Annotated in this window: 20 protein-coding genes and 1 tRNA gene; 13 read left to right on the forward strand and 8 right to left on the reverse strand. The window is 75.1% G+C overall.

What is annotated here, in order from left to right:
- Window positions 1-88: 88 nt before the first annotated feature.
- Window positions 89-1120, forward strand: a complete 1032-nt coding sequence (locus ACIOFR_RS21075) for an alpha/beta hydrolase fold domain-containing protein (protein ID WP_400999418.1) — start codon at window positions 89-91, stop codon at window positions 1118-1120.
- Between the two features lie 40 nt (window positions 1121-1160).
- Here ACIOFR_RS21075 and ACIOFR_RS21080 read toward each other — a convergent pair whose 3' ends face one another.
- Window positions 1161-3533, reverse strand: coding sequence for a tetratricopeptide repeat protein (locus ACIOFR_RS21080; RefSeq protein ID WP_400999420.1), 2373 nt, complete (start codon window positions 3531-3533; stop codon window positions 1161-1163).
- Between the two features lie 335 nt (window positions 3534-3868).
- Between ACIOFR_RS21080 and ACIOFR_RS21085 the strand changes: the two genes are divergently transcribed.
- Window positions 3869-3965 (forward strand) — tRNA-OTHER (locus ACIOFR_RS21085).
- Window positions 3966-4698: 733 nt separating this feature from the next.
- On the opposite strand, the gene ACIOFR_RS21090 is transcribed toward ACIOFR_RS21085, so the two are convergent.
- The 3 genes from ACIOFR_RS21090 to ACIOFR_RS21100 form a co-directional block, all read right to left on the reverse strand.
- Window positions 4699-5262, reverse strand: a complete 564-nt coding sequence (locus ACIOFR_RS21090; protein ID WP_400999422.1) for a TetR/AcrR family transcriptional regulator — start codon at window positions 5260-5262, stop codon at window positions 4699-4701.
- Window positions 5263-5332: 70 nt separating this feature from the next.
- Window positions 5333-6703: an amidase gene (locus ACIOFR_RS21095; protein WP_400999424.1), complete on the reverse strand. Its 1371-nt coding sequence runs from the start codon at window positions 6701-6703 to the stop codon at window positions 5333-5335.
- Window positions 6690-6899 (reverse strand): hypothetical protein, encoded by a 210-nt coding sequence (locus ACIOFR_RS21100; protein WP_400999426.1) that lies wholly within the window; start codon window positions 6897-6899, stop codon window positions 6690-6692. Before ACIOFR_RS21100 ends, ACIOFR_RS21095 begins: the two co-directional genes overlap by 14 nt.
- Before the next feature lie 130 nt (window positions 6900-7029).
- Between ACIOFR_RS21100 and ACIOFR_RS21105 the strand changes: the two genes are divergently transcribed.
- A complete protein-coding gene (locus ACIOFR_RS21105) occupies window positions 7030-8322 on the forward strand; it encodes an MFS transporter (RefSeq protein WP_400999428.1) in 1293 nt (430 codons plus the stop codon).
- Window positions 8323-8442: 120 nt separating this feature from the next.
- Complete coding sequence (locus ACIOFR_RS21110) at window positions 8443-9381, forward strand: MBL fold metallo-hydrolase (RefSeq protein WP_400999430.1); 939 nt, start codon at window positions 8443-8445, stop codon at window positions 9379-9381.
- Window positions 9382-9449: 68 nt separating this feature from the next.
- Here ACIOFR_RS21110 and ACIOFR_RS21115 read toward each other — a convergent pair whose 3' ends face one another.
- Both ACIOFR_RS21115 and ACIOFR_RS21120 read right to left on the reverse strand, forming a co-directional pair.
- Window positions 9450-9881, reverse strand: a complete 432-nt coding sequence (locus ACIOFR_RS21115) for a GNAT family N-acetyltransferase (RefSeq protein ID WP_400999432.1) — start codon at window positions 9879-9881, stop codon at window positions 9450-9452.
- Between the two features lie 3 nt (window positions 9882-9884).
- Window positions 9885-10613 carry a DUF6193 family natural product biosynthesis protein gene (locus tag ACIOFR_RS21120; RefSeq protein WP_400999434.1) on the reverse strand — a complete coding sequence of 243 codons (729 nt, stop codon included), beginning with the start codon at window positions 10611-10613 and terminating at the stop codon, window positions 9885-9887.
- A 119-nt stretch (window positions 10614-10732) separates the two neighbouring features.
- Between ACIOFR_RS21120 and ACIOFR_RS21125 the strand changes: the two genes are divergently transcribed.
- Window positions 10733-11365 carry a hypothetical protein gene (locus ACIOFR_RS21125; protein WP_400999436.1) on the forward strand — a complete coding sequence of 211 codons (633 nt, stop codon included), beginning with the start codon at window positions 10733-10735 and terminating at the stop codon, window positions 11363-11365.
- Here the strand turns inward: ACIOFR_RS21125 and ACIOFR_RS21130 are convergent.
- On the reverse strand, window positions 11310-11882 hold the full coding sequence (locus ACIOFR_RS21130; RefSeq protein WP_400999438.1) for a class I SAM-dependent methyltransferase: 573 nt from the start codon (window positions 11880-11882) through the stop codon (window positions 11310-11312). The genes ACIOFR_RS21125 and ACIOFR_RS21130 overlap by 56 nt on opposite strands.
- Before the next feature lie 55 nt (window positions 11883-11937).
- Here ACIOFR_RS21130 and ACIOFR_RS21135 point away from each other — a divergent pair, with 55 nt between their 5' ends.
- The 4 genes from ACIOFR_RS21135 (at window position 11938) to ACIOFR_RS21150 (ending at window position 16138) form a co-directional block, all read left to right on the forward strand.
- A complete protein-coding gene (locus tag ACIOFR_RS21135; RefSeq protein ID WP_400999440.1) occupies window positions 11938-12690 on the forward strand; it encodes an AraC family transcriptional regulator in 753 nt (250 codons plus the stop codon).
- Between the two features lie 284 nt (window positions 12691-12974).
- Window positions 12975-14210, forward strand: a complete 1236-nt coding sequence (locus ACIOFR_RS21140; RefSeq protein WP_400999442.1) for a Rieske 2Fe-2S domain-containing protein — start codon at window positions 12975-12977, stop codon at window positions 14208-14210.
- Window positions 14211-14259: 49 nt separating this feature from the next.
- Entirely contained in the window at window positions 14260-15237 is a 978-nt protein-coding gene (locus tag ACIOFR_RS21145) for a GlxA family transcriptional regulator (protein WP_400999444.1), read from the forward strand.
- 136 nt (window positions 15238-15373) lie between these two features.
- The gene (locus ACIOFR_RS21150; RefSeq protein ID WP_400999446.1) at window positions 15374-16138 is read left to right on the forward strand and encodes an MBL fold metallo-hydrolase; all 765 of its coding nucleotides are present in this window, start codon (window positions 15374-15376) and stop codon (window positions 16136-16138) included.
- Between the two features lie 15 nt (window positions 16139-16153).
- On the opposite strand, the gene ACIOFR_RS21155 is transcribed toward ACIOFR_RS21150, so the two are convergent.
- A complete protein-coding gene (locus tag ACIOFR_RS21155) occupies window positions 16154-16618 on the reverse strand; it encodes a MarR family winged helix-turn-helix transcriptional regulator (protein ID WP_400999448.1) in 465 nt (154 codons plus the stop codon).
- Between the two features lie 110 nt (window positions 16619-16728).
- On the opposite strand from ACIOFR_RS21155, the gene ACIOFR_RS21160 reads away from it, so the two are divergent.
- From ACIOFR_RS21160 to ACIOFR_RS21175, 4 genes are all read left to right on the forward strand, one after another.
- Window positions 16729-17121 carry a nuclear transport factor 2 family protein gene (locus ACIOFR_RS21160; protein ID WP_400999450.1) on the forward strand — a complete coding sequence of 131 codons (393 nt, stop codon included), beginning with the start codon at window positions 16729-16731 and terminating at the stop codon, window positions 17119-17121.
- Between the two features lie 283 nt (window positions 17122-17404).
- Window positions 17405-17833 carry an OsmC family peroxiredoxin gene (locus ACIOFR_RS21165; RefSeq protein WP_400999452.1) on the forward strand — a complete coding sequence of 143 codons (429 nt, stop codon included), beginning with the start codon at window positions 17405-17407 and terminating at the stop codon, window positions 17831-17833.
- A gap of 197 nt (window positions 17834-18030) precedes the next feature.
- On the forward strand, window positions 18031-18777 hold the full coding sequence (locus ACIOFR_RS21170) for a hypothetical protein (RefSeq protein WP_400999454.1): 747 nt from the start codon (window positions 18031-18033) through the stop codon (window positions 18775-18777).
- Between the two features lie 19 nt (window positions 18778-18796).
- Window positions 18797-18961, forward strand: a complete 165-nt coding sequence (locus tag ACIOFR_RS21175; RefSeq protein WP_400999456.1) for a hypothetical protein — start codon at window positions 18797-18799, stop codon at window positions 18959-18961.
- Window positions 18962-19251: the final 290 nt, after the last annotated feature.

Raw genomic sequence — 19251 nt, forward strand, 5'->3', positions numbered from 1 at the left:
GCACGGGAGCACGGGCGTTGCCGCATCCGGGCTGCGCGGCGGCGGGCGGTTGTGGCCGGCGTCCGGCGGGTGATGGAGACTGGGCCGCATGGACTCTCCACCCGGACCCACCCCCACCCGCGACCCGCTGCCGACGGATCGGCCCGCGCCCCCGATCGACCCCGAACTGGCGCCCGTGCTGGCGGCGTTGGGAGCGGAGGCGTACGACCCGATGACCCCCGGGAACCTCGCGGAGCGGCAGGAACGGGACGCTGCGCAGCGGCCCAGGCCGACGGTCCGGGAGCTCCGGGCCGACGGTCTCTTCGAGGTGGACGAGATCACGGTGCCGGGCGGGTCGACCGGGCCGGGCGTCACGCTGGTGAGCGCACGGCCGGCCGGCAGCGCCGGGCCGCTGCCGCTGCTGTACTACATGCACGGTGGCGGAATGGTCGTGGGCAACGCGTGGTCCGTCCTCCCGGAGTCGCTGCGGGAGTGGGCGCTCCCGCTGGGGGTGGCCGTGATCTCCGTCGAGTACCGGCTGGCGCCGCGGACGCGGTACCCCGGACCGGTCGAGGACTGTTACGCGGGGCTGGTCTGGGCGGCCGCCAACGCCGATGCCCTCGGCGTCGACGCGGGCCGCATCGTCGTGGGAGGCAAGAGCGCCGGCGGTGGACTCGCCGCTGCCCTCGCGTTGCTCACGCGCGACCGGGGCGGGCCCGCGCCGATCGGGCAGCTGCTGCTGTGCCCGATGCTCGACGACCGCGGCGAGACGTTCTCCTCCTACCAGATGGCGGGCCGCGACACCTGGGACCGGACCTCGAACGCGACCGCCTGGCAGGCGCTGCTGGGCGAGCGGTACGGCGCCGCCGACCTGCCGCCGTACGCCGCTCCCGCGCGGGCCACGGACCTGTCCGGGCTGCCCCCGGCCTTCGTCGAGGTCGGATCGGCCGAGACGCTCCGGGACGAGAGCGTGGCGTACGCGAACGCGATCTGGCAGGCCGGCGGCCAGGCCGAACTGCACGTGTGGCCCGGCGCCTTCCACGGCTTCGACGGCTTGGCGCCGGACGCCGCTCTCGCCCGGGACGCCCGCGGTGCCCGGACCCGCTGGCTCCGGCGCATCCTCGACGGCCCGGACCGCTGAGCGTCCCGCGGCGCCCCGCCCGTCCCCTCCGATCGGCCTCTCACCCCTTCCGGCCGCCCGGTGGGACGCGGTCCGCCCGCTGCCTGAAATCCGCTGCCTCCAACGGCCGTTGGCTGTGGTCGAGGAGGTCGGCGGTCAGCCGGTAGGCGGCCCTCAGCACCGGGCCGAACTCCTCGGGGTGGTCCGCCACACCCGGCTCCACGGTCTCGATGGCCCGCGCGGCGTCGCGCAGCGCCCCGCCCACCTCCGCGGGGAGACCGGCCAGGGCCCGTTCGGTCAGCATGACCGCCAGCCATCTGCGACGGCTCACGCTCTCGGCGTGCTCGGGGCCGAGGACGCGTTCCGTGTCGGCGAGGACCCGGGCGAGCAGGTCGACGGCGTCGGTGGCGCGGCCGGCCTGCCGGTAGGACGCGGCGAGGTTGAAGCCGACGGTGAGGGTGCTGGGGTGGTCGGGCCCGAGGAGGCGCAGCCGGTCGGCGAGGACCCGTTCCTCGATGGCGATGGCCTCTGCGGTGCGGCCGGCCAGCCAGTACGAGGTGGCGAGGTTGGCCCGGGTGATCAGGGTGTGGGGATGGTCCGGTCCCAGGACCCGTAGGCGGTCGGCGAGGACCTGTTCCTCGATCGCGGTGGCGGCCGCGGTACGGCCGGAACGGGCGTAGCAGGCAGCGAGGTTGGCCCGGGCGGTGAGGGTCAGGGGATCGTCGGGGCCGAGGGAGCGGTGGTAGTCGCCGAGCACCCGTTCGAGGAGGGCGGTCGCCTCCGCGATGCGGTCGGCCTGCTCGTAGGTGGCCGCCAGGTTGGCCTGGGTGACGAGGGTGTCGGTGTGCCGGGGACCGAGCAGTCGTCGGTGGTCGGCGGCGACGCGCTTGAGGAGGTCGATGGCTTCGGTGGTCCGCCCGGCCTGCCGGTGGGCGGCGCCGAGGCCGGCCAGGGCGGACAGGGTGCCGGGGTGCTCGGGGCCGAGGAGCCGCTCGCTGGTGGTGGCGAGGTCGGCCCAGTGGCTGGTGGCGGCGGTGGGCAGGCCTCCCTCCAGCAGGCTGTTTCCGGCGCGGAACAGCACGGGGTGGCCCTCGCCGCGCCACAGGTGCTCGCCGGCGGTGGCCCGGACGGTGTCGGCGTTCGCGCGCAGGGCGGCGGTCAGCTCCAGGTCGCCGTGGTCGTCCTGCGGCCACAGTTCGAGGAGGGCGTCGGCGGCGGCCAGGCCCGGTGCGGCGGAGTCCGGGGCGCTCTCGCGGGCTGCGCGGGCGGTGAGGGCGTGGACCGCGACCGAACGGGGGCCGGCGGGGTCGGCATCGGTGAGCAGGCTGTAGTTGTGCAGCACGGCCAGCACGTCCAGGACGTCGTCGACGCTCGGCTCGGCGTCCGGCTCGGCGTCGGTGCGGTGCCGGGCGAGGTGGGCGGCGACGGCCGCGGTGCTCCACAACGAGCGGGGATGGCCGGCGGGATCGAGGTGGGCGGCCAGCCGGATCGCGGGGACGGCGAGACCCCGGGGCTCCTCGCGCTGGGCGGCGTCCAGTGCGAGCAGCAGCGAGGTGGCGACGGCACGGCCGTAGCCGTCGGCATCGGCGGAGCGCGGCAGCACCCGGTCCAGCGCGGTGGCCCGCCGCCGGAACAGCTCCAGGTAACGGCCGCTCGTGCGCCGGGTGTTGACCAGGTACGCGGCGGCGTGTCCGAGTGCGAGCGGCAGGTGACCGAGTGCCTCGACCAGGGCGGACGCCGTGTCGTCGAGGAGGTGCGCGCAGCCCGCCCGGCCGAGGCGTTCGCGCAGGTAGGCGATGGCCTCGGCGGGGGAGTAGACGCCGACGTCGACGAGGCTGCGGGCGGCGCCGCTGGCGGCGGCGTCGCGCCGTCGGGTGGTGGCCAGCACCCGACCGCTGCCGGCGCCCGCGGTGTCGGGCCACAGGTCCTGGCGGCCGGTGTCGAGCTCGGTGGCGTTGTCGAGCACGACCAGCCAGCTCCGTTCCGTCGTGGCCAGCCAGGAGAGGAAGCAGGCGGCGTCGTGCTCGGCGTCGACCTGCCGCCCGCCGGCACCCGGTGCGTGGACGACGCCGGCGGCGCGGGCGTAGAGCGCGGTCACGTTCTGCGGTTCGGAGGCGTCGGCCCACAGGACGAGGTCGGTGCCCTCGGCGAGCGCCCGGCGGGCGTAGTGGGCGGCGAGCTGGGTCTTGCCGACGCCTCCGCCGCCGGCCAGCAGCTGGGTGAGCACCACGGTGCCGTGGTTCTCGTGGGCCCGGTCGACGGCCGCGCGCAGCACGGCGCGGGGCTGGAAGGCGGTGGCCTCCGCCGGGATGCGGCCCACCAGGACCTGCGGGGGAGGCTCCGGAGGTTGGGGGACGACCGTGATGGCGATCCGTCCGGCCTGGATGGTGGGCCCGTTGAACGTGCCGCCGCGGATCTCGTTGCGGGTGTTCACGACCCGGCCGGTGGGCGCCCCGGCTCCCGCCGGCGCCGACCCGGCCGGCGCCGACCCCGCCGACCCCGACCCTGGCGCGGCCAGCCCTGTCGTGACGGGCACGCACCCGCCGATCGCCTGCTGCCACAGCCACCGCAGCACCACGCCGAGCCCCCTCAACTCCCCACGTGCGCACTCCTGATGGGCCGACCGGTCCGCCGTGCGCACCTTCCGAACGGTAGCGTGCGGACCCCGCCCGGGTCAGCTCGCCCGCAGCACCCGGTCAGCACCCGGTCAGGGCCTCCGGGCAGCATGGACACACGTCAGGGGAGGCACCCGGTGCCCGACCTGAGCAGGGAGAGGTGCCCGGAGCGGCTTATCGGGGACCGGGACCTTCGGGTCCGGATCGGGTGCCTTCGGGCGCCCGCGCAGGTTCGAATCCTGCCCTCTCCGCCGACGCCGGGCCGGCCGGTGCAGTTCGGCCCGGCCGCCGGGTCCGCGCCCCGGTGGTCGGGGCCGCGGCCGCCGCCGAGACGAGGACGAGGAAGCTGCTGACCGTGTAGAACAGCGACGCCCCCGCACCGAAGACCCGCAGCTGGCACTTGAGCACCTGGTGGTACTCGGACTCGCTGAGGTCGACCCGGCTGAGGTGCTGCGGCTGGGCGGACCTGTCCCAGAAGGTGTAGTAGTAGCCCGATGCGTGGGCCTGCGCGTCCTGCGCCCTCCCCGCCCCCGTCGCGAAGCCCAGCACGGCGACCCCGAGGAAGAGCGGGTAGACGAACCACGTCAGCGGTGGCAGCGGCAGGGTGGCCCTGAGCAGGTCGCCGCGGGCGGTGCGGTCCTCCCACAACCCTCGTCCGCTGATCACGCAGCGGATGAGCGCGGTCACGAAGATCGGGAAGACCGCGACGAACAGCCCCAGCACGAGCCATCGCGGCGCGCCGTACGCACCGGGCAGCCAGGTCGAGGCCGTGCACAGCACCTCGACCGTACCGAGTGCCAGCGCCAGTGCGAAGTGCAGCCGGTGGCCGCCTCGAAGTTCCCCCATCGCCGATCTCCCTCCGGCACGCCCGTGTCCGCCGGAGCACAGCCTCCAGCAGTTCCGCGATCACGGAAAGCGCTTTTACCGGTTGACCGGGATTTCGAGTTCCGTCGCGGTTCGCGCGGGGCCTCGGCCGGACAGGTCCTACCTGGGTGCGGCCAGCAGGGAGTTCACCAGGCTCCGGGCGTACGGGGCGTCGAGCCCGCCGGGCCTGAAGAGGATGCGGTACATCAGGGGGGCGACCACGGCGTCCAGGACGGCCTCCGTGTCGGGGGCCGGCTCGGCGCGGGCGGCCGCGCGGGCGAGGACGGCGTCGATCTGCTCGGCGGCGTAGGAGGAGCACTGGCCCGCGTTGTCCCCGTCCGGGTCGCCGAGCAGGGTGTCACGGATGTAGGCGCGGCCGGGGGGAGAGTTCATCTCGTCGAGGAACTGTTCCGCCCAGGCGGTGAGGTCGGACGTCAGGTCGCCCAGGTCCTCCGGCGCGGACTCGGGGCGCAGGCGCTCGACCGCCACGTCCGACAGCAACTCGTGGACGTCGCCCCAGCGCCGGTAGACGGTCGAGGGCGTGACCCCGGCGCGGGCGGCGATCAGCGGCACGGTCAGCGCGTCACGGCCCACCTCCGCCACGAGCTCGCGCACGGCGGTGTGGACCGACTGCTGGACACGGGCGCTGCGCCCCCCGGGGCGGACGATCGGTTTGCGGCTCACCTCACCAGCTTAAAGCAAATTCGTTGCGTCAAGGAGTCGCATGTGATCGTCCGCCGCCGAGGTGCGGCCGTCAGGCCGCGAACGGGAGCCGGGTGGCCGGTGCGGCCTGTTCGTACGCCCGCCCGGTGCGCAGCAGGACGGCCTCGCCGAGGGGCCGGGCGAGTAGCTGCATGCCGATCGGCAGGCCGTCGCGGTCGAGGCCGACCGGCAGGGACAGGGCCGGGATCCCGGTGATGTTGGCGGGGGCGGACAGTCGGACGTAGGCGTCCGGGACGCTCTCGGTGGTGCCGTCCGGCCAGGTGACCGACGGCTGGCCGGTGCGTGCGGCGGTGGTCGGCACGGTGGGCGCGGCGATCACGTCGACCGTCGCGAACAGGCCTGCCCATGCCTCGCGCATGAGGGTCCGGGCACGCTGGGCGCGCAGGTAGTCCAGCGCGGGCATCAGTGCGCCGGCCTCCAGCAGCACCCGCACGTCGGCGCCGAACAGGTCGGGCGCGGCGCGCAGCGCCCGCTCGTGGTAGGCGCTGGCCTCCGGGACCATCAGACCCCAGTGGGTGGCCCGGAGGTAGCGGGTCAGGGGGATCTCGACGTCGACGAGTGTCGCGCCGAGGGCCTCCAGGCGGGCGACGGCCGCCCGGACGGCGGTCTCCACGTCCTGGTCGACGTGGTCGAAATAGTGGTTGGACGGCACGCCGACGCGCAGGCCGGTCAGATCGCCCGCGGGGCGCGGGTGGTGGACGGACGGGGCGCGGGACCCGTCCGGGGTCAGCGCGCGCAGGACGAGGGCGGCGTCGGCGGTGGTGCGGGTGAGCGGGCCGACGTGGTCGAGCGACCAGGACAGCGAGGTGACGCCGCGGCGGGGCAGCAGGTCGTAGGTCGGCTTGAGGCCGACGACGCCGTTCAGGGCGGCGGGCACCCGGATGGACCCGCCGGTGTCGGTGCCGAGGGCGAAGGTGGCGGACCCTGCCGCGACCGCGACGGCCGAACCGCCGCTGGAGCCGCCCGCGACCCGGCCGCCGTCCCAGGCGTTGCGGGTCTGGGGGGTGGTCAGCCCGTAGGCCAGCTCGTGGGTGTGGGCCTTGCCGACGAGGATCGCGCCGGCCTCGGCGAGGCGCGCGGCGACGGCGCTGTCGGTGGCGGCCCGGTGGCCGGCGCGCACCCGGGAGCCGGCGCCGGTCGGGGTGCCGGCGGCGTCGATGAGGTCCTTGAGCGCCATCGGGACGCCGTGCAGCGGGCCGCGGAACTGCCCGGCGGCGGCTTCGCGTTCGGCCTCGCGGGCTTGGCGGCGAGCCTGTTCGGCGGTGACGGTGGCGTAGGCGTTGAGGAGCGGCTCGGACTGCTCGATGCGTTCCAGGACCGCGTCCACCAGCTCGACGGGGGAGACGCGCCGCGCCCGGACGGCGTCCGCGGCCTGGGCGAGGGTCAGGTCAGGAAGTGACACGGTCGTTCTCCTCGTACGGGTGGAAGGTGAAGGCGGGCGGCGTCTCCAGCAGGTCCAGTTCGCGCAGGACCGAGACGACGGCCTGGATGTGATCGGCCGTCACCGCCACGGCGGCGTGACGGTCGTCGGCGAGCGGCAGGCCCGCGCGGGCGGCCCATCGGGCGGCCTCCGGGGGCGTCAGTTCCGGTGTCGGCATGTGGAGTTCTCCCTGTTCCGGGCGGCGCCGGGGTGGCGACCGCACTTAAAAGCGAAGGATTTGCGTTAGCGACCGTACGGGCCTATCGTCAGTTAAAGCAAATTCGTTGCGTTAGTCGAAAGGGGTCCCCATGCCGGCCGACCTACCGCCGGCGTCCGGGTGGCGTCGCCCCGGCCCGAGCCGGGCGTCCTTCGCCCTGCACACCTCGGTCCTCGTCGCCCTCCTGGCCGCCTCCAGCGCACCCACCCCGCTCTACCCGCTCTACCAACGGCAGTGGCAGCTCTCCGCGCTCACCGTCACCGTGGTCTTCGCCGCCTACGCGCTCGCCCTGCTGCTGGCGCTGATCGCCGCCGGCCGTCTCTCCGACCACCTGGGCCGGCGCCCGGTCCTGGTCGGGGCGCTCGCCGCCCAGGCCGTCGCGATGGCCCTCCTCGCGACGGCCGGCGGCCCCGGTCAACTGATCGCGGCCCGGATCCTCCAGGGTGTCGCCACCGGCACCGCCACCACCGCCGCCGGCGCGGCCCTGCTCGACCTCGGGCAGCCGGCCCGGGCGGCGCGCTCCGCCCGGGCCAACGCCGTCGCCCCCATCGTCGGCATGGCCGTGGGCGTCCTCGCCTCCACCCTGCTGGTCCGCTCCGCCGCCCGGCCCGCCCCCACCGCCTTCACCGCGCTGGCCCTGGTGGCCGTCGCGCAGGCCGTCGCCGTCGCCCTCGCCGGCGAGAGCGCCACCCGCCGGCCCGGCGCCCTGCGCTCCCTGCGCCCGCGCCTCACCCCACCGCCCGCGGCCCGTCGTGCACTGCTGCTGACCGGTACCGGCGTCGCGGCCGTCTGGGCTCTCGGCGGCTACTACTCCTCGCTCGGCCCGGCCCTCACCACCGTCATCGACCCCGGTGCACCCCGCACCGCGGGCGGCCTGCTCTTCCTCACCCTCACCGTCGCCGCCGCCCTGGCGATGACGGCCACCCGCCGCCGGCCGCCGGTCGCCGTGGCCACCGCCGGCAGCGCCCTGGTCGTCCCCGCGGCGGCGCTGGCCCTGGCCGCCCTGCACGGCGCCGGCCTGCCCGCGCTGTTCGGCGCGGCGGCCCTGTCCGGCGGTGCGTTCGGCGCCGTCACCCAGGCGGCGATGACGATGACGCTCGCCCCGCTCGTCCAGGACGACCGGGCCGCGGCGCTGGCCTCCTTCAACGTGCTCTGCTACCTCTCGATGGGACTCCCCGCGATGGCCGCCGGCGCGGCCACCCAGCACGGCGGACCCCGGGTCACCGCGCACGGGTACCTGGCCGGAGCCGCCCTGCTCGCCCTGATCGCGGTTGCGGCCCTGGTCGCCGCGCGGCGCCCCGCCGCCGGACCCCGGCGCGGCGGCCCCGACCGGATCACCGAAAATGATCACTCGTACGTCCGGGAGGTCGCGCACACCCGGTAGTGCGTCCACCCGGCAGCGCGTCCACCCGCACCCCGACCGGCGCATCCGCCGGCACGACAACACCCACCTCGACCCGCCCCGACCCGCTTCGCCCCGACCCGACGAAGGACACCGCAGACCATGCCCACCTCGCCCGCCGACCGCACCGACACCACCGCCGCCCCCTCCTGGACCATCGGTGACCTCACCGTCCACCGCATCGACGAGACCGCCCTCCCGGCCTCCACCGGCCCCTGGCTGCTGCCCGGCGCCACCCCCGAGGTGGTGCGCGAACAGGCCTGGCTGAGCCCCGACTTCGCCGACGCGGACGGAATCCTGCGGATCCACAGCCACACCTTCGCCTTCGAGACCGGTGGTGTGAAGGTCCTCGTCGACACCGGCATCGGCAACCACAAGACCCGGACCAACCCGGCCTGGAACGACCTGGACACCGACTACCTCGCGCGCCTGACCGCCGCGGGCTTCGCGCCGGACTCGGTCGACCTGGTCGTCCTCACCCACCTGCACACCGACCACGTCGGCTGGAACACCCGCGCGGACGGCAACGGCGGCTGGATCCCCACCTTCCCCAACGCCCGCTACCTCACCTCCCGTACGGAGCGCGAGTTCTGGGCCGCCCAGGACATGGACGAGCCCCGGCGGCAGATGTTCCGCGACTCCGTCCACCCCGTCGAGGACGCCGGGCTGCTGGACCTCGTCGACGTCCCCGCGGGCGGCGCCACGATCGCACCGGGACTGCAGCTGCTCCCCACGCCGGGCCACACCCCCGGCCACGTCGCCGTCCGGCTGACCGGCCGGGACGGGTCCGCGCTGGTGACCGGGGACTGCATCCACCACCCGGTCCAGTTCGCCCACCCGGCCATCGGAAGCTGCGTCGACATCGACCCGGCGGAGTCCGAGGCGTCGCGCCGCCGGCTCCTCGGCTCGCTCGCCGGCACCGACACCCTCGTCCTCGGCACACACTTCCCGGCCCCGACCGCAGGCCGCGTGACCGCCGACGGCGCCGCCTACCGCCTGCTGCCGGTGCCCCCGACGGCCGCGGCCCCCGCCGCCTCCTGACGCGGCGGGGCCGGTAGGGCCGGTGCGGCTGGCGGTCCCGGGCCGGTCCGGGCCGGTCCGGGGCCGGGTCAGTGGGTCGCGGCCGTGCGGTACATGCCGACGGAGCCGTGGGCGGCGGTGTCGGCGAAGCCGAACTTCTCGTAGAGGAAGCGCGCGGGGCCGTCCGCGATCAGCGAGACGTAGGCGGTGGCGGGGGCCCGGCGGTCCAGTTCCCCGGTCAGCGCGCCCATGATCAGCCGGCCGAGACCCCGGCCCTGGTGGGCGGGGTGGACGCAGATGTCGACGATCTGGAACGCGGTCCCGCCGTCACCGATGATCCGGCCCATGCCGACGGGCTCGTCCCCGTGGTGCAGCACCACGCCGAACCACGTGTTGGGCAGGCCCAGCGCGGCGGCCTCGGCGGCCTTGTCGGAGAGTCCCGCGACGGTCCGCAGGTGGCGGTAGACGTCGACGGGCGGGACTCCCGGGCGTAGCTCGTAAGGGTCATTCTGGTTCTTCATATCTTACATGATAGGGGTCGGGTCGCCGACGTCCTCCGGCAGCGCGGCCACCACCAGGGCGACGGCCTCCTCGGCGGTCGCGGTGCTCGCGAGCACCGTCCCCCGGTCCCGGAGGAAGAACCGCCCGTCGGCCTGCGGCTCGACCGAGTGCCCGACCCGGACCCGCGGGTGCTCGACGGTGGAGAGCCACAGCATGAAGTGGCTGGTGGCCGGCATCAGCTGACGAAGCCTCGGCTGCGCGTGCGCCGCCTCCACCACGGCCAGCGCGTTGGCGTGCCGGGCCAACGGGGGCAGGCGGAAGGAGTCGAGCTTGTGCCACCAGGCCAGCTCGACGGGACCGAGCGGCTCGCGTTCATGGGCGAGGGCCCAGTCGCCGAACCGGACGAACGGGGCCGCCGCACGCGTGCGTTCGAGGCCGGCACCGGCCGTCCAGGCGGCCGCGGCCCGGACGACGGCGGCCAGGTCGGCGGTCCTCCCGTCGGCGAGCCAGGCGCCCTGCCGGTGGAACCGCACGCAGAGCCGTCGGCACTCCTCCCGGAGGTCGCGCACGACCACCCGGTCGCCGTCCGCGCCCTCGAACACGCACCGGAACGCCGACCCGTCCTCCGGCGCGGGCAGGCCGAGGCCGAGCTCCGTGGCCGTGCGCGACAGGCGGTCCGTGAGACTGCCGGTGGCAGGCGTTCCGGCAGGCAGGGCGAGGTCCGGGACGGGGCCCGACGAGGAGGGGATCACGTGCCAAGTCTGCTCGACGCGCGGCAGTTCGTGAAGTGACCCCCGGCTCCCGCGCGGGCCGCCGAGGCGACCTCCCGACGGCGCCGGGCGCTGTCGGTCCCCCTCCGTACGATCACCGCATGCCCGATGCCTTCACCGTCCTGTGGACCCACGACACCTGCCGAGCCCTGCGCAAGGCGGGCCGCGTGGGCGAGCCACCACCCGTCGCCTTCAGCGGTGTCCACACCTCCCTGCCCGCCTGGTCCACCGCCCGCGCCGACGACGAGGTCTACGCCCTGCACGTCAACCGCTGCGCCGTGTACGTGGTGAGCCGCATGCGGGTGATCGACCGGGAGCGGGGGGAGTGCTGCGGTCCGGCCCCCGCCGGCTGGAGCGACCCGGCGTTCCCCGGCCACCGCGACTGGTCGATGCTCGGCGCGGGCGGCTGCGGCGCCGCGGTGGTGCACGTGGACTCGACCCCCGTACGGTTCGACGTGCCCGTTCCCGGCGACCTCCTGGGGGGCCTGACCTGGCGCAACCGCCGCGGCGTGACCCGCGGCCTGAAGCACGTGGTGGACGGCCGCCTCGAACGCGCCGTCAGCCTCCAGGGCTTCTACCGGCTGACCGCCGAATCGGCCGACCGCCTGGCCGAGATCGTCCGCGGCGCCGGGCCCGCGCCGGACGGCCCCGGCGCACGTTCCCCCGCGCCGGCCGGTCTCAGGGTCGGCGGGCCCGGAAGCGTACCCGCCGCCCGTCCGCACCGAGGTCGGTGACCACGTCGGTGAACCCGGCGGCGGCCAGGCGGCCCGGCAGGAGCCCGGGGTCGAGGGTGTTCATGGTGTCGCCGACGTGGAGCAGGCGGAACGGGACGCTGGGTTGGCTGTCGCTCCCCGCGAACGCACCGCCGGGGCGCAGGACCCGGAACGTCTCCGCGAAGATCCGGTCCTGGAGGGTGTCCGTCGGCACGTGGTGCAGCATCGTGAAGCACACGACGGCGGAGAACGCCCCGTCCGGGAGGGGCAGTTGCGACGCGTCGGCGTGCACGATCCGCGCCCGGTCGCCGTAGTCGCGCTCCAGCAGCCGTACCGTGGCCGGGTCGATCTCCACCGCCGTCAGCCGGGGGACCCGCTTCACGAGGACCCGCAGGTTCGCGCCGTATCCGGGCCCGAGTTCCAGGACGTCGTTGCCCAGTTCGACGTCCTCCAGGGCCCACGGCAGGATCTGCTCCTCGGTGGTCCGGGCCCACTTCCGGGAGCTGCACAACTTCTGGTGCGCTGCGTTCATCGGCATGCTCCGACGCTAGTCCGGGCCCGGACGTGTCGGCCACGCGCTAGGCTGCCAACCGATGTCGCGTTCAGGACAGCAGGGCGTCGCCCCCGCTCGGGTGGTGGCGGTGGGCAGCTTCACGCTGCCGCGCGGCCACTGGTTCCCGTTGCACCGGCACCCGGTCCACCAGCTGGCCTGGTCGCGCACCGGACTCCTCACCGTCCGTGCCGAGCAGCGCAGTTGGCTGCTGCCGCCGACGATGGCGCTGTGGATCCCCCGAACTGTCCGGCACGCCACCGGCACCACCGACGGCGCCCACATGCGCAGCCCGTACGTCGACCCCGAGCGCTGCCCGGTCGGCTGGCCGGACCCCACCGTGGTGGCCGTTCCCCCGCTGCTGCGCGAGCTCATCGACCACCTCGCCGGTCCCTCGCTGCCGCCGCCGGCACGCGGCCGCGCCGAAGCGGTGCTGTTCGACCTCCTCCGGCCCGTCCCCGTTCGGACCGTCACCGCCACCCCGCCCACCGACCCCCGGGCCCGCCTGGTGGCCGACGCCCTGGCCGTCGACCCGGCCGACGACCGCACCCTGGAGTCCTGGGGCCGCGCCGCGGGTACCAGCGGCCGGACCCTCGCCCGACTGTTCGCCGCCCAGACGGGCACGAGCTTCGGCCGCTGGCGCGAGCAGCTGCGCATGCAGGCCGCCCTGCCCCTGCTCGCCGCGGGCCTGACGGTCGAGTCCGTGGCCCGCCGGGTCGGCTACGCCTCGGCCAGCTCGTTCGTCGCAGCCTTCCACCGGATCCTCGGTGTCACCCCGCGTCAGTACTTCCCCTGAACGGCGCCTGTTGCCGCCGGCGACCGTAGATTCTTCGGCGCCCGCCGCTGGAACGGACCCACTTGTTGCCTCGGTGGCAGGAAATCTTCCTGTCACCCCGCGAGCGGCCGGCCCTCGGCCGTCGCGGTTGCCGTTCGTCCCGGGCCCGGCGACCGTGGACGGTGGAGTCCTGCCGCGGCCGGCTGCCACGCGTTCCGGCCCGCACCGGGTGCGGGCCATGCGGCGCGGCGGCCCGTCGTCCGCAGCAGCTGTGCCCGTTCGGCGTGAGTGCGAGGGAGCGGTACATGACCGAGGACCGACCGGGGGAGCGGTACCCCTTCGACAGGCCCGCGGGGGTGTCTCCGCGACCGGCGGACGACCGGGACGGGAGCGTCGTGGACCTGCGGAGGGTGGGGATCGACCCCGACTACTGGTACCCGGTGGCGGTCTCCCGCAAGGTCCGCAGGGAGCGGACGTTCGCGGCCGTCTTCGCCGGCGAGCGGATCGCCCTCTACCGGGGCGGCAGCGGTCGCGTGTACGCCCTGGAGGACCGCTGCGCGCACCGGCAGGTGCCGCTGAGCCTCGGGGTGGTCGAGGGGGAGGCCCTGCGGTGCTGCTACCACGCCTGGGCGTACCGGGGGAACGGGCACATCTCGCAGATCCCGTACCTGCCCAAGGGCTGCGAACGGCCGCCGCGCGGGGTGCGGTCCTACCCGGTCCGCGAGGCGTTCGGCCTGGTCTTCGTCTTCCCGGGCGATCCGGAGAAGGCCGACGGGGCCCCGTTCCCGGTGCTGCCGCAGTACGGCGCAGCCACCCACCGGACCATGACGTTCTCCCGCACCGTCCGCTGCCACTACTCGTTCATGCACGAGAACCTGCTGGACATGAACCACCAGTTCCTGCACCGGGGGGTGCTGGGCCGGATCCAGCCCGAGCTGCTGGGCTACGAGTGCGGTCCGCGGTTCGTCGAGGCCCGGTACCTCTTCGTGCCGGCCGGCGGCCGCAAGGACCGGGGGGCCGGTCTGCTGTCCGCCGAGGGGCTGCGCGGACGCGAGCGGCCCGACGTCGTCACCATCCGGACGGAGTACCCGTACCAGACGCTCCAGGACGTCCCGGAGGGCGCGGGCCTGCCGGCCTTCTCGCTCTGGGCGGCGTACGTGCCGGAGGACGCCGAGCAGCGCACCTGCCACGCCTACGGCCTGCTGATGATCGAGAAGCCGCCGGTGCCGGGAGCACTGCACGTGGCGTGGCCGTTGATCCGGCGCTTCACGGAACGGGTCTTCGCCCAGGACCGGATGGCGGTCGAGGCCGAACAGCGGGCCTGGGACGAGCAGGGCGGGGACCGCAACCACGAGGTGTTCCCGCTGATCCTGGACGTCCGGGACGTGCTGCGCGGCAACGGGGTACCGATGGGGCCGGAGGGCGACGGCGGGGCCGGGCCGGGCAACGCCCCGGGCGTCCCGGTGGACGGTCTCGCGCGGCGCCCCGGGCCGGCCGCGGACGGACTCGCCGGGCGGGCCCGGCCCGAGGGCCGGAACTGACAGAACCTCGTCATTGCGGCCCCGACGGCGCGGGCGAAATGATCAGCCCATGCCCGCACCGCACAGAGTCGTCATCGTGGCCTTCCCCGGGGTCGAACTGCTCGACGTCACGGGACCGGCCGAGGTGTTCTCGGTCGCGACCCGGGTCGCCGACCCGGGCCGCAGCGGCTACCTCGTGCGGATCGCCACGGCCGACGGCGGCCCGGTGGTCACCTCCAGCGGCGTGCGGCTGATCGCGGACCTGACGCTGGACGAGGTGGACGGCCAGGTGGACACCCTGCTGGTGTCCGGCGCCGTCGACGTCCGCGACCACGGTGTGGAGCCGGTCCTGGACCGCGGGGTCGTCGACTGGCTCCGCGGAGCGGCTCCCGGCGCCCGTCGGACGGGTTCGGTCTGCGCGGGTGCGCACCTGCTGGCCGCGGCGGGCCTGCTGGACGGCCGGTCGGCGACCACCCACTGGCTCACCGCCGCGCGGCTGGCCGCCGACCACCCGCGGGTCACCGTCGATCCGGACCCGATCTTCATCCGGGAGGGCTCCGTCTGGACCTGCGCCGGCGTCACCGCGGGGATGGACATGGCGCTCGCGATGGTCGCCGAGGACCACGGCCCGGACCTCGCCCTGGCCACCGCCCGGATGATGGTCATGTACGTCAAACGCTCGGGCGGGCAGAGCCAGTTCAGCGTTCCGCTCGCGGTGCCGGAGGCCACCGGCGACCGCATCGGCGAACTGCGGGTGTGGATCGGCGAGCACCTCACCGAGGACCTGCGCGCCGAGGCGCTCGCCGACCGGCTGCACCTGAGCGTGCGGCACTTCTCCCGGCTGTTCCACCGGCGCACCTCCACCACGCCGGCCGCCTACGTCGAGTCCGTCCGGCTGGAATCCGCCCGCCGGCTGCTCCAGGACAGCGAGCGCGGCCTGGCGGAGATCGCCGCGGCCAGCGGGCTCGGGTCCGTGGAGAGCCTGCACCGTTCCTTCCGGCGCCGTCTGGGCACCACCCCCGCCGAGTACCGGCGCCGCTTCCGCTGACCCCGTCCGCACCCCTTCCCCCGTACGCCCTTCCCCGCCGCACCGCCGCACCGCCGTACCGCCGCGGCGGAGCGTCGCCGCGCCCTGCCGCGCCCCGCCGAGCGCCCCGTCCCGCACACACCCGAGGAGCCGCACCGTGTCCCGTACGAAGGTCATCCCCATCCCGGTCCTGGGCCGGCACACCGTCAACGCCTACCTGCTGCTGGGACGGCGGCCCGTCGTCGTGGACGCGGGCACCCCCGGCAGTGGTCGGCGGATCCACCGGCAGATCGCCGCGCACGGCGTGGACCCGGCCGACGTCGCACTGATCGTCATCACCCACGGCCACATCGACCACTTCGGCTCCGCGGCCGAGCTGAGCCGGCTGACCGGGGCGCCGGTGGCGGGACACGTCGCGGACCTCGGTCCGTTCCGCACCGGCCGGGTCCGCGAACCGTACCTGCCCACCGGCCCGATGGGACGCCTGCTGGCACGGAACCGGAAGCTGCACGTCCGGGCCGAACCGCTGGAACCCGGCGTGCTCCTGCGGGGTGCGACCGACCTGGCGGAGTACGGCGTCGCGGCGCGCGTCATGCCCACCCCCGGGCACACCGCCGGATCGGTCTCGGTGCTCACCGACGAGGGCGACCTGGTGGCGGGCGACCTGATCGCCAACTCCTTCATGGGCTTCGTCCCGGGCCGGCCGGCCAATCCGCCGTTCCACGACGACCCGCTGCTCAACCTCGCCAGTCTGCGACGGATGCTGGCCCTCGACCCGGCCCGGCTCCACGTCGGGCACGGCTCCCCGCTGGAGCCCGGGCGGGTGCGGCGCTGGGCCGCCCGGGAACACCGCCGGCTGACCCGGCTCGACGCGGCCGGGCGGCTCGCCGTCCGTCCGGCCGACGGGCCGACTGCTCCCTGAAGTGCCCGTCCGGGCTCAGCCGTTGTCGCCGGTGGCCGCGGCGAACGGGCCCTCGTCGACGAACCGGCGCAGCTGGCGGGCGAACGCCTGGGCCTCGTCCGGCGGCCAGGAGGCGACGGAGGCCTCGATGGTGGCCGCGAGCCGCTGCCGGGTGGCCGCGACGATGCGGTGGCCGGCGGGGGTGAGGTCGAGCAGGGTGGCGCGGCCGTCGGCGGGGTCGGGCTCGCGCCGCAGCAGGCCGGCGTGTTCGAGCCGGTCGGCGCGGCGGGTGACGGTGGAGCGGTCGAGGGAGACCTCGCGGCCGAGGTCGGTGGCGCTGCACCGGCCCGTCCGGGCGAGGCCGCTGAGGACCGGGTAGGTGAGTTCGTCGACGGCCTCGCCGAGGCCCTCGGTGAGGTGGGCGTAGAGGTGTTCGCGGGTGCTCCGCCGCAGGAGCACCCCCAGGGCGTCCGCGATGTCGGATCCGGTGGTGTTGGTCACCCCCCAACTTTAGCGTGCATCGAGCACGCGTTTGCGGTAGAGTGCGAAGCGTGCGTAAGGCACGCACTTGACTCTCCAGGGCGGCCCGCCCGCGAACCGAAGGACTCCCCGTGAACCGCACCGGCATCACCGCCGCCCTCACCGACCTGCTCTTCACCCCGGGGCTCGACCTGGACGAGGCCGCCGACCGCCACTTCGCCCCCGACTACCGCCAGCGCACCGACGGCCGTTGGGACGACCGCACCGCCTTCCTCGCCCACATCGCCCACCTGCGCGAGGTCGTGGCCGGCGGCACGGTCGAGGTCCACGACGAGCTCGTGGACGGTGACCGGTACGCCGACCGCCACACCGTCACCGTCACCAAGAACGACGGCTCCACGGTCCGCATGGAGGTCTACCTCTTCGGTGAGTTCGCCCCCGACGGGCGGTTCCGCCGGGTCGAGGAGACCACCCTCATGCTGGCGGGCGCCGAGGCCGACCGGAACCTCGGCAGCGCCCGCTGACCGCCCCGCGGTCGACGACGGTGCGCGGCCGCGGGTCGCAGGGGGCCTGCGGACACCGGCACGGTGCGCGGGCGGTACCGAAATCTTTCCCCCGCAGTCCCCGGACGCGCTGGCCGGTGGCCGGTCCGACCTGGTCTGATCGGTGGGCAGGTCGGGCGGGCCGCGTACGTACGGGTGCCGCCGCGTCACGGGGCCTGCGAACCCCACGACCGGCCCCGGTCGGACCGGCCCGACGGGATGCGGCCGGCCGGACGCGCGGTCTCCGTACATCGTTGGAGGAACAATGGCCACCACCCGCACCGCGTCCGCGGCTTGGAAGGGCGCACTGATCGGCGGCGAGGGTCTCGTCACCCTGGAGTCGTCCAGCGTCGGCGCCCACCCGGTGTCCTGGCCGGCACGCGCCGAGGAGGCGAACGGGGTGACCAGCCCGGAGGAGCTGATCGCCGCCGCACACGCCTCCTGCTACTGCATGGCCCTCTCGCACGGCCTGACCGAGGCGGGCACCCCGCCGCAGTCGCTGGACGCGCGCGCCGAGGTGACGTTCCAGCCGGGCACCGGGATCACCGGCATCATCCTCGCCGTCGAGGGCGACGTGCCGAACCTGTCGGCCGAGGCCTTCGCCGCCGCGGCCGAGGACGCCAAGCGGAACTGCCCCGTCAGCCAGGCCCTGGCCGGCGTGCCGATCACCCTGGCCGCGAGCCTGCTGCGCTGACCCCGCTGCGGCGGGCCGCCGCCTCCGCTGCGCCGGGGCCCCGCTCCGCCGACCCCGCTGCGCCGGCCCGACCCGGCGCAGCGGGGTGGTTGTCGACGGGAGGTCAAAAGTCTGAGCTTCCCTTGAGGCACAGGAGCCCCGCAGGCTGATTGACTGATCGTCACAAGCCAACCACGCACGGGGGATTCACTCACACCATGTCCACAGTCATAGCCCGCCGCATCGCCACCACCGTCGTCGCAGGCCTGGCCACCGCCGCCCTGCTGGGCACCGGCACCGCCAACGCCTCGATCATCTCCAAGGACGGCCTGCGCATCGCGGCCTACCAGGACGGCCTGCGGAACAGCGCCGAGCCCGGCGCCGCCGACACCCTCAGGGAGTTCGACGCACTGTCCCACGACAAGCAGGTCCGGTTCCTCGACTACGCCGAGGACCCCGAGAACCTCAAGGCCCTGCTGCAGGAGGCCGCCGAGGCTCCCGAGCCCGGCACCACCGTGCACCAGCTGGTCAACCTCAAGGGCGGCGAGGTGCAGATCGAGGCCGACAGCGCCGCCGTCTTCACCGCCGACCCCGACGCGGGCGACGCCGACGGGGTCGCGGCCCGCGGCAAGCTCAGCAAGGGCTGGTGGGAGACCACCTACACCGTCAAGCAGAAGATCCTCGGCATCACCATCACCAAGCTGAGCGTGTGGGTCGACTACTACACCAACGGGTCGAAGATCACCAAGGTGGACCACGCGGACTGCGGCAAGCGGAACTTCAACGGTGCCGTCTCCATCAGCCACAGCGTCCCGAAGGCGTCGCTGTACGGTGGCGAGGCCAACGGCGAGGTCATCTGGGAGGGGTCGATCATCTACCGGGGCTTCGGTGTCGAGATCGACAAGCGTCACCACGTCACGGCCAACGCCTACGGCTTCAAGAGCGGCTACCTGAAGAACATCTGACCCACCCCGAGGAGATGCGATGACGTCGGCCTCCCGCCTGATCCGGGTGTTCGTGGCCGTGCTGGTGGGCCTGCTGCTGCTGGCCGTCGCCGGCGCGGTGCTGTGGGCCGCCGGCTCGGACGAGCAGTCCACGCCCGCCCCGGACGGCGCCCGCGCCCCGGTGCGGGCGGCGGCGGCCCGGTGAACCCGTGGCGGCGGGCCGGCCGCGGGCAGCGGCGGGCGATCGTCCTGCTGCTGCTCGCCGTCACCGCGGTCCTCCACGGCATGACGCACCACCTCGGTCGGTGATCCGACCGTCCCGTCCCGGCCCGTCCCGGCCCGTCCCGTCCCGGCCCGTCCCGGCCCGTCCCGTCCCGTCCCGTCCCGGCCCGTCCCGTCCCGTCCCGTCCCGTCCCGGCCCGTCCCGGCCCGTCCCGGCCCGTCCCGGCCCGTCCCGGCCCGGGCCGGGACGGGCCGGGACGGGCGCCGGCGGGG

The sequence above is a fragment of the Kitasatospora sp. NPDC088346 genome (assembly GCF_044740765.1).
GTDB lineage: Bacteria > Actinomycetota > Actinomycetes > Streptomycetales > Streptomycetaceae > Kitasatospora.

Coding starts and splice junctions, on each gene's coding strand:
- ACIOFR_RS21145 (WP_400999444.1), top strand. CDS start 14,260: ATGCCCGCACCGCACAGAGTCGTCATCGTGGCCTTCCCCGGGGTCGAA.
- ACIOFR_RS21175 (WP_400999456.1), top strand. CDS start 18,797: ATGACGTCGGCCTCCCGCCTGATCCGGGTGTTCGTGGCCGTGCTGGTG.
- ACIOFR_RS21115 (WP_400999432.1), bottom strand. CDS start 9,881: ATGAAGAACCAGAATGACCCTTACGAGCTACGCCCGGGAGTCCCGCCC.
- ACIOFR_RS21100 (WP_400999426.1), bottom strand. CDS start 6,899: ATGCCGACACCGGAACTGACGCCCCCGGAGGCCGCCCGATGGGCCGCC.
- ACIOFR_RS21165 (WP_400999452.1), top strand. CDS start 17,405: ATGGCCACCACCCGCACCGCGTCCGCGGCTTGGAAGGGCGCACTGATC.
- ACIOFR_RS21140 (WP_400999442.1), top strand. CDS start 12,975: ATGACCGAGGACCGACCGGGGGAGCGGTACCCCTTCGACAGGCCCGCG.
- ACIOFR_RS21125 (WP_400999436.1), top strand. CDS start 10,733: ATGCCCGATGCCTTCACCGTCCTGTGGACCCACGACACCTGCCGAGCC.
- ACIOFR_RS21105 (WP_400999428.1), top strand. CDS start 7,030: ATGCCGGCCGACCTACCGCCGGCGTCCGGGTGGCGTCGCCCCGGCCCG.
- ACIOFR_RS21170 (WP_400999454.1), top strand. CDS start 18,031: ATGTCCACAGTCATAGCCCGCCGCATCGCCACCACCGTCGTCGCAGGC.
- ACIOFR_RS21135 (WP_400999440.1), top strand. CDS start 11,938: ATGTCGCGTTCAGGACAGCAGGGCGTCGCCCCCGCTCGGGTGGTGGCG.
- ACIOFR_RS21130 (WP_400999438.1), bottom strand. CDS start 11,882: ATGCCGATGAACGCAGCGCACCAGAAGTTGTGCAGCTCCCGGAAGTGG.
- ACIOFR_RS21110 (WP_400999430.1), top strand. CDS start 8,443: ATGCCCACCTCGCCCGCCGACCGCACCGACACCACCGCCGCCCCCTCC.
- ACIOFR_RS21075 (WP_400999418.1), top strand. CDS start 89: ATGGACTCTCCACCCGGACCCACCCCCACCCGCGACCCGCTGCCGACG.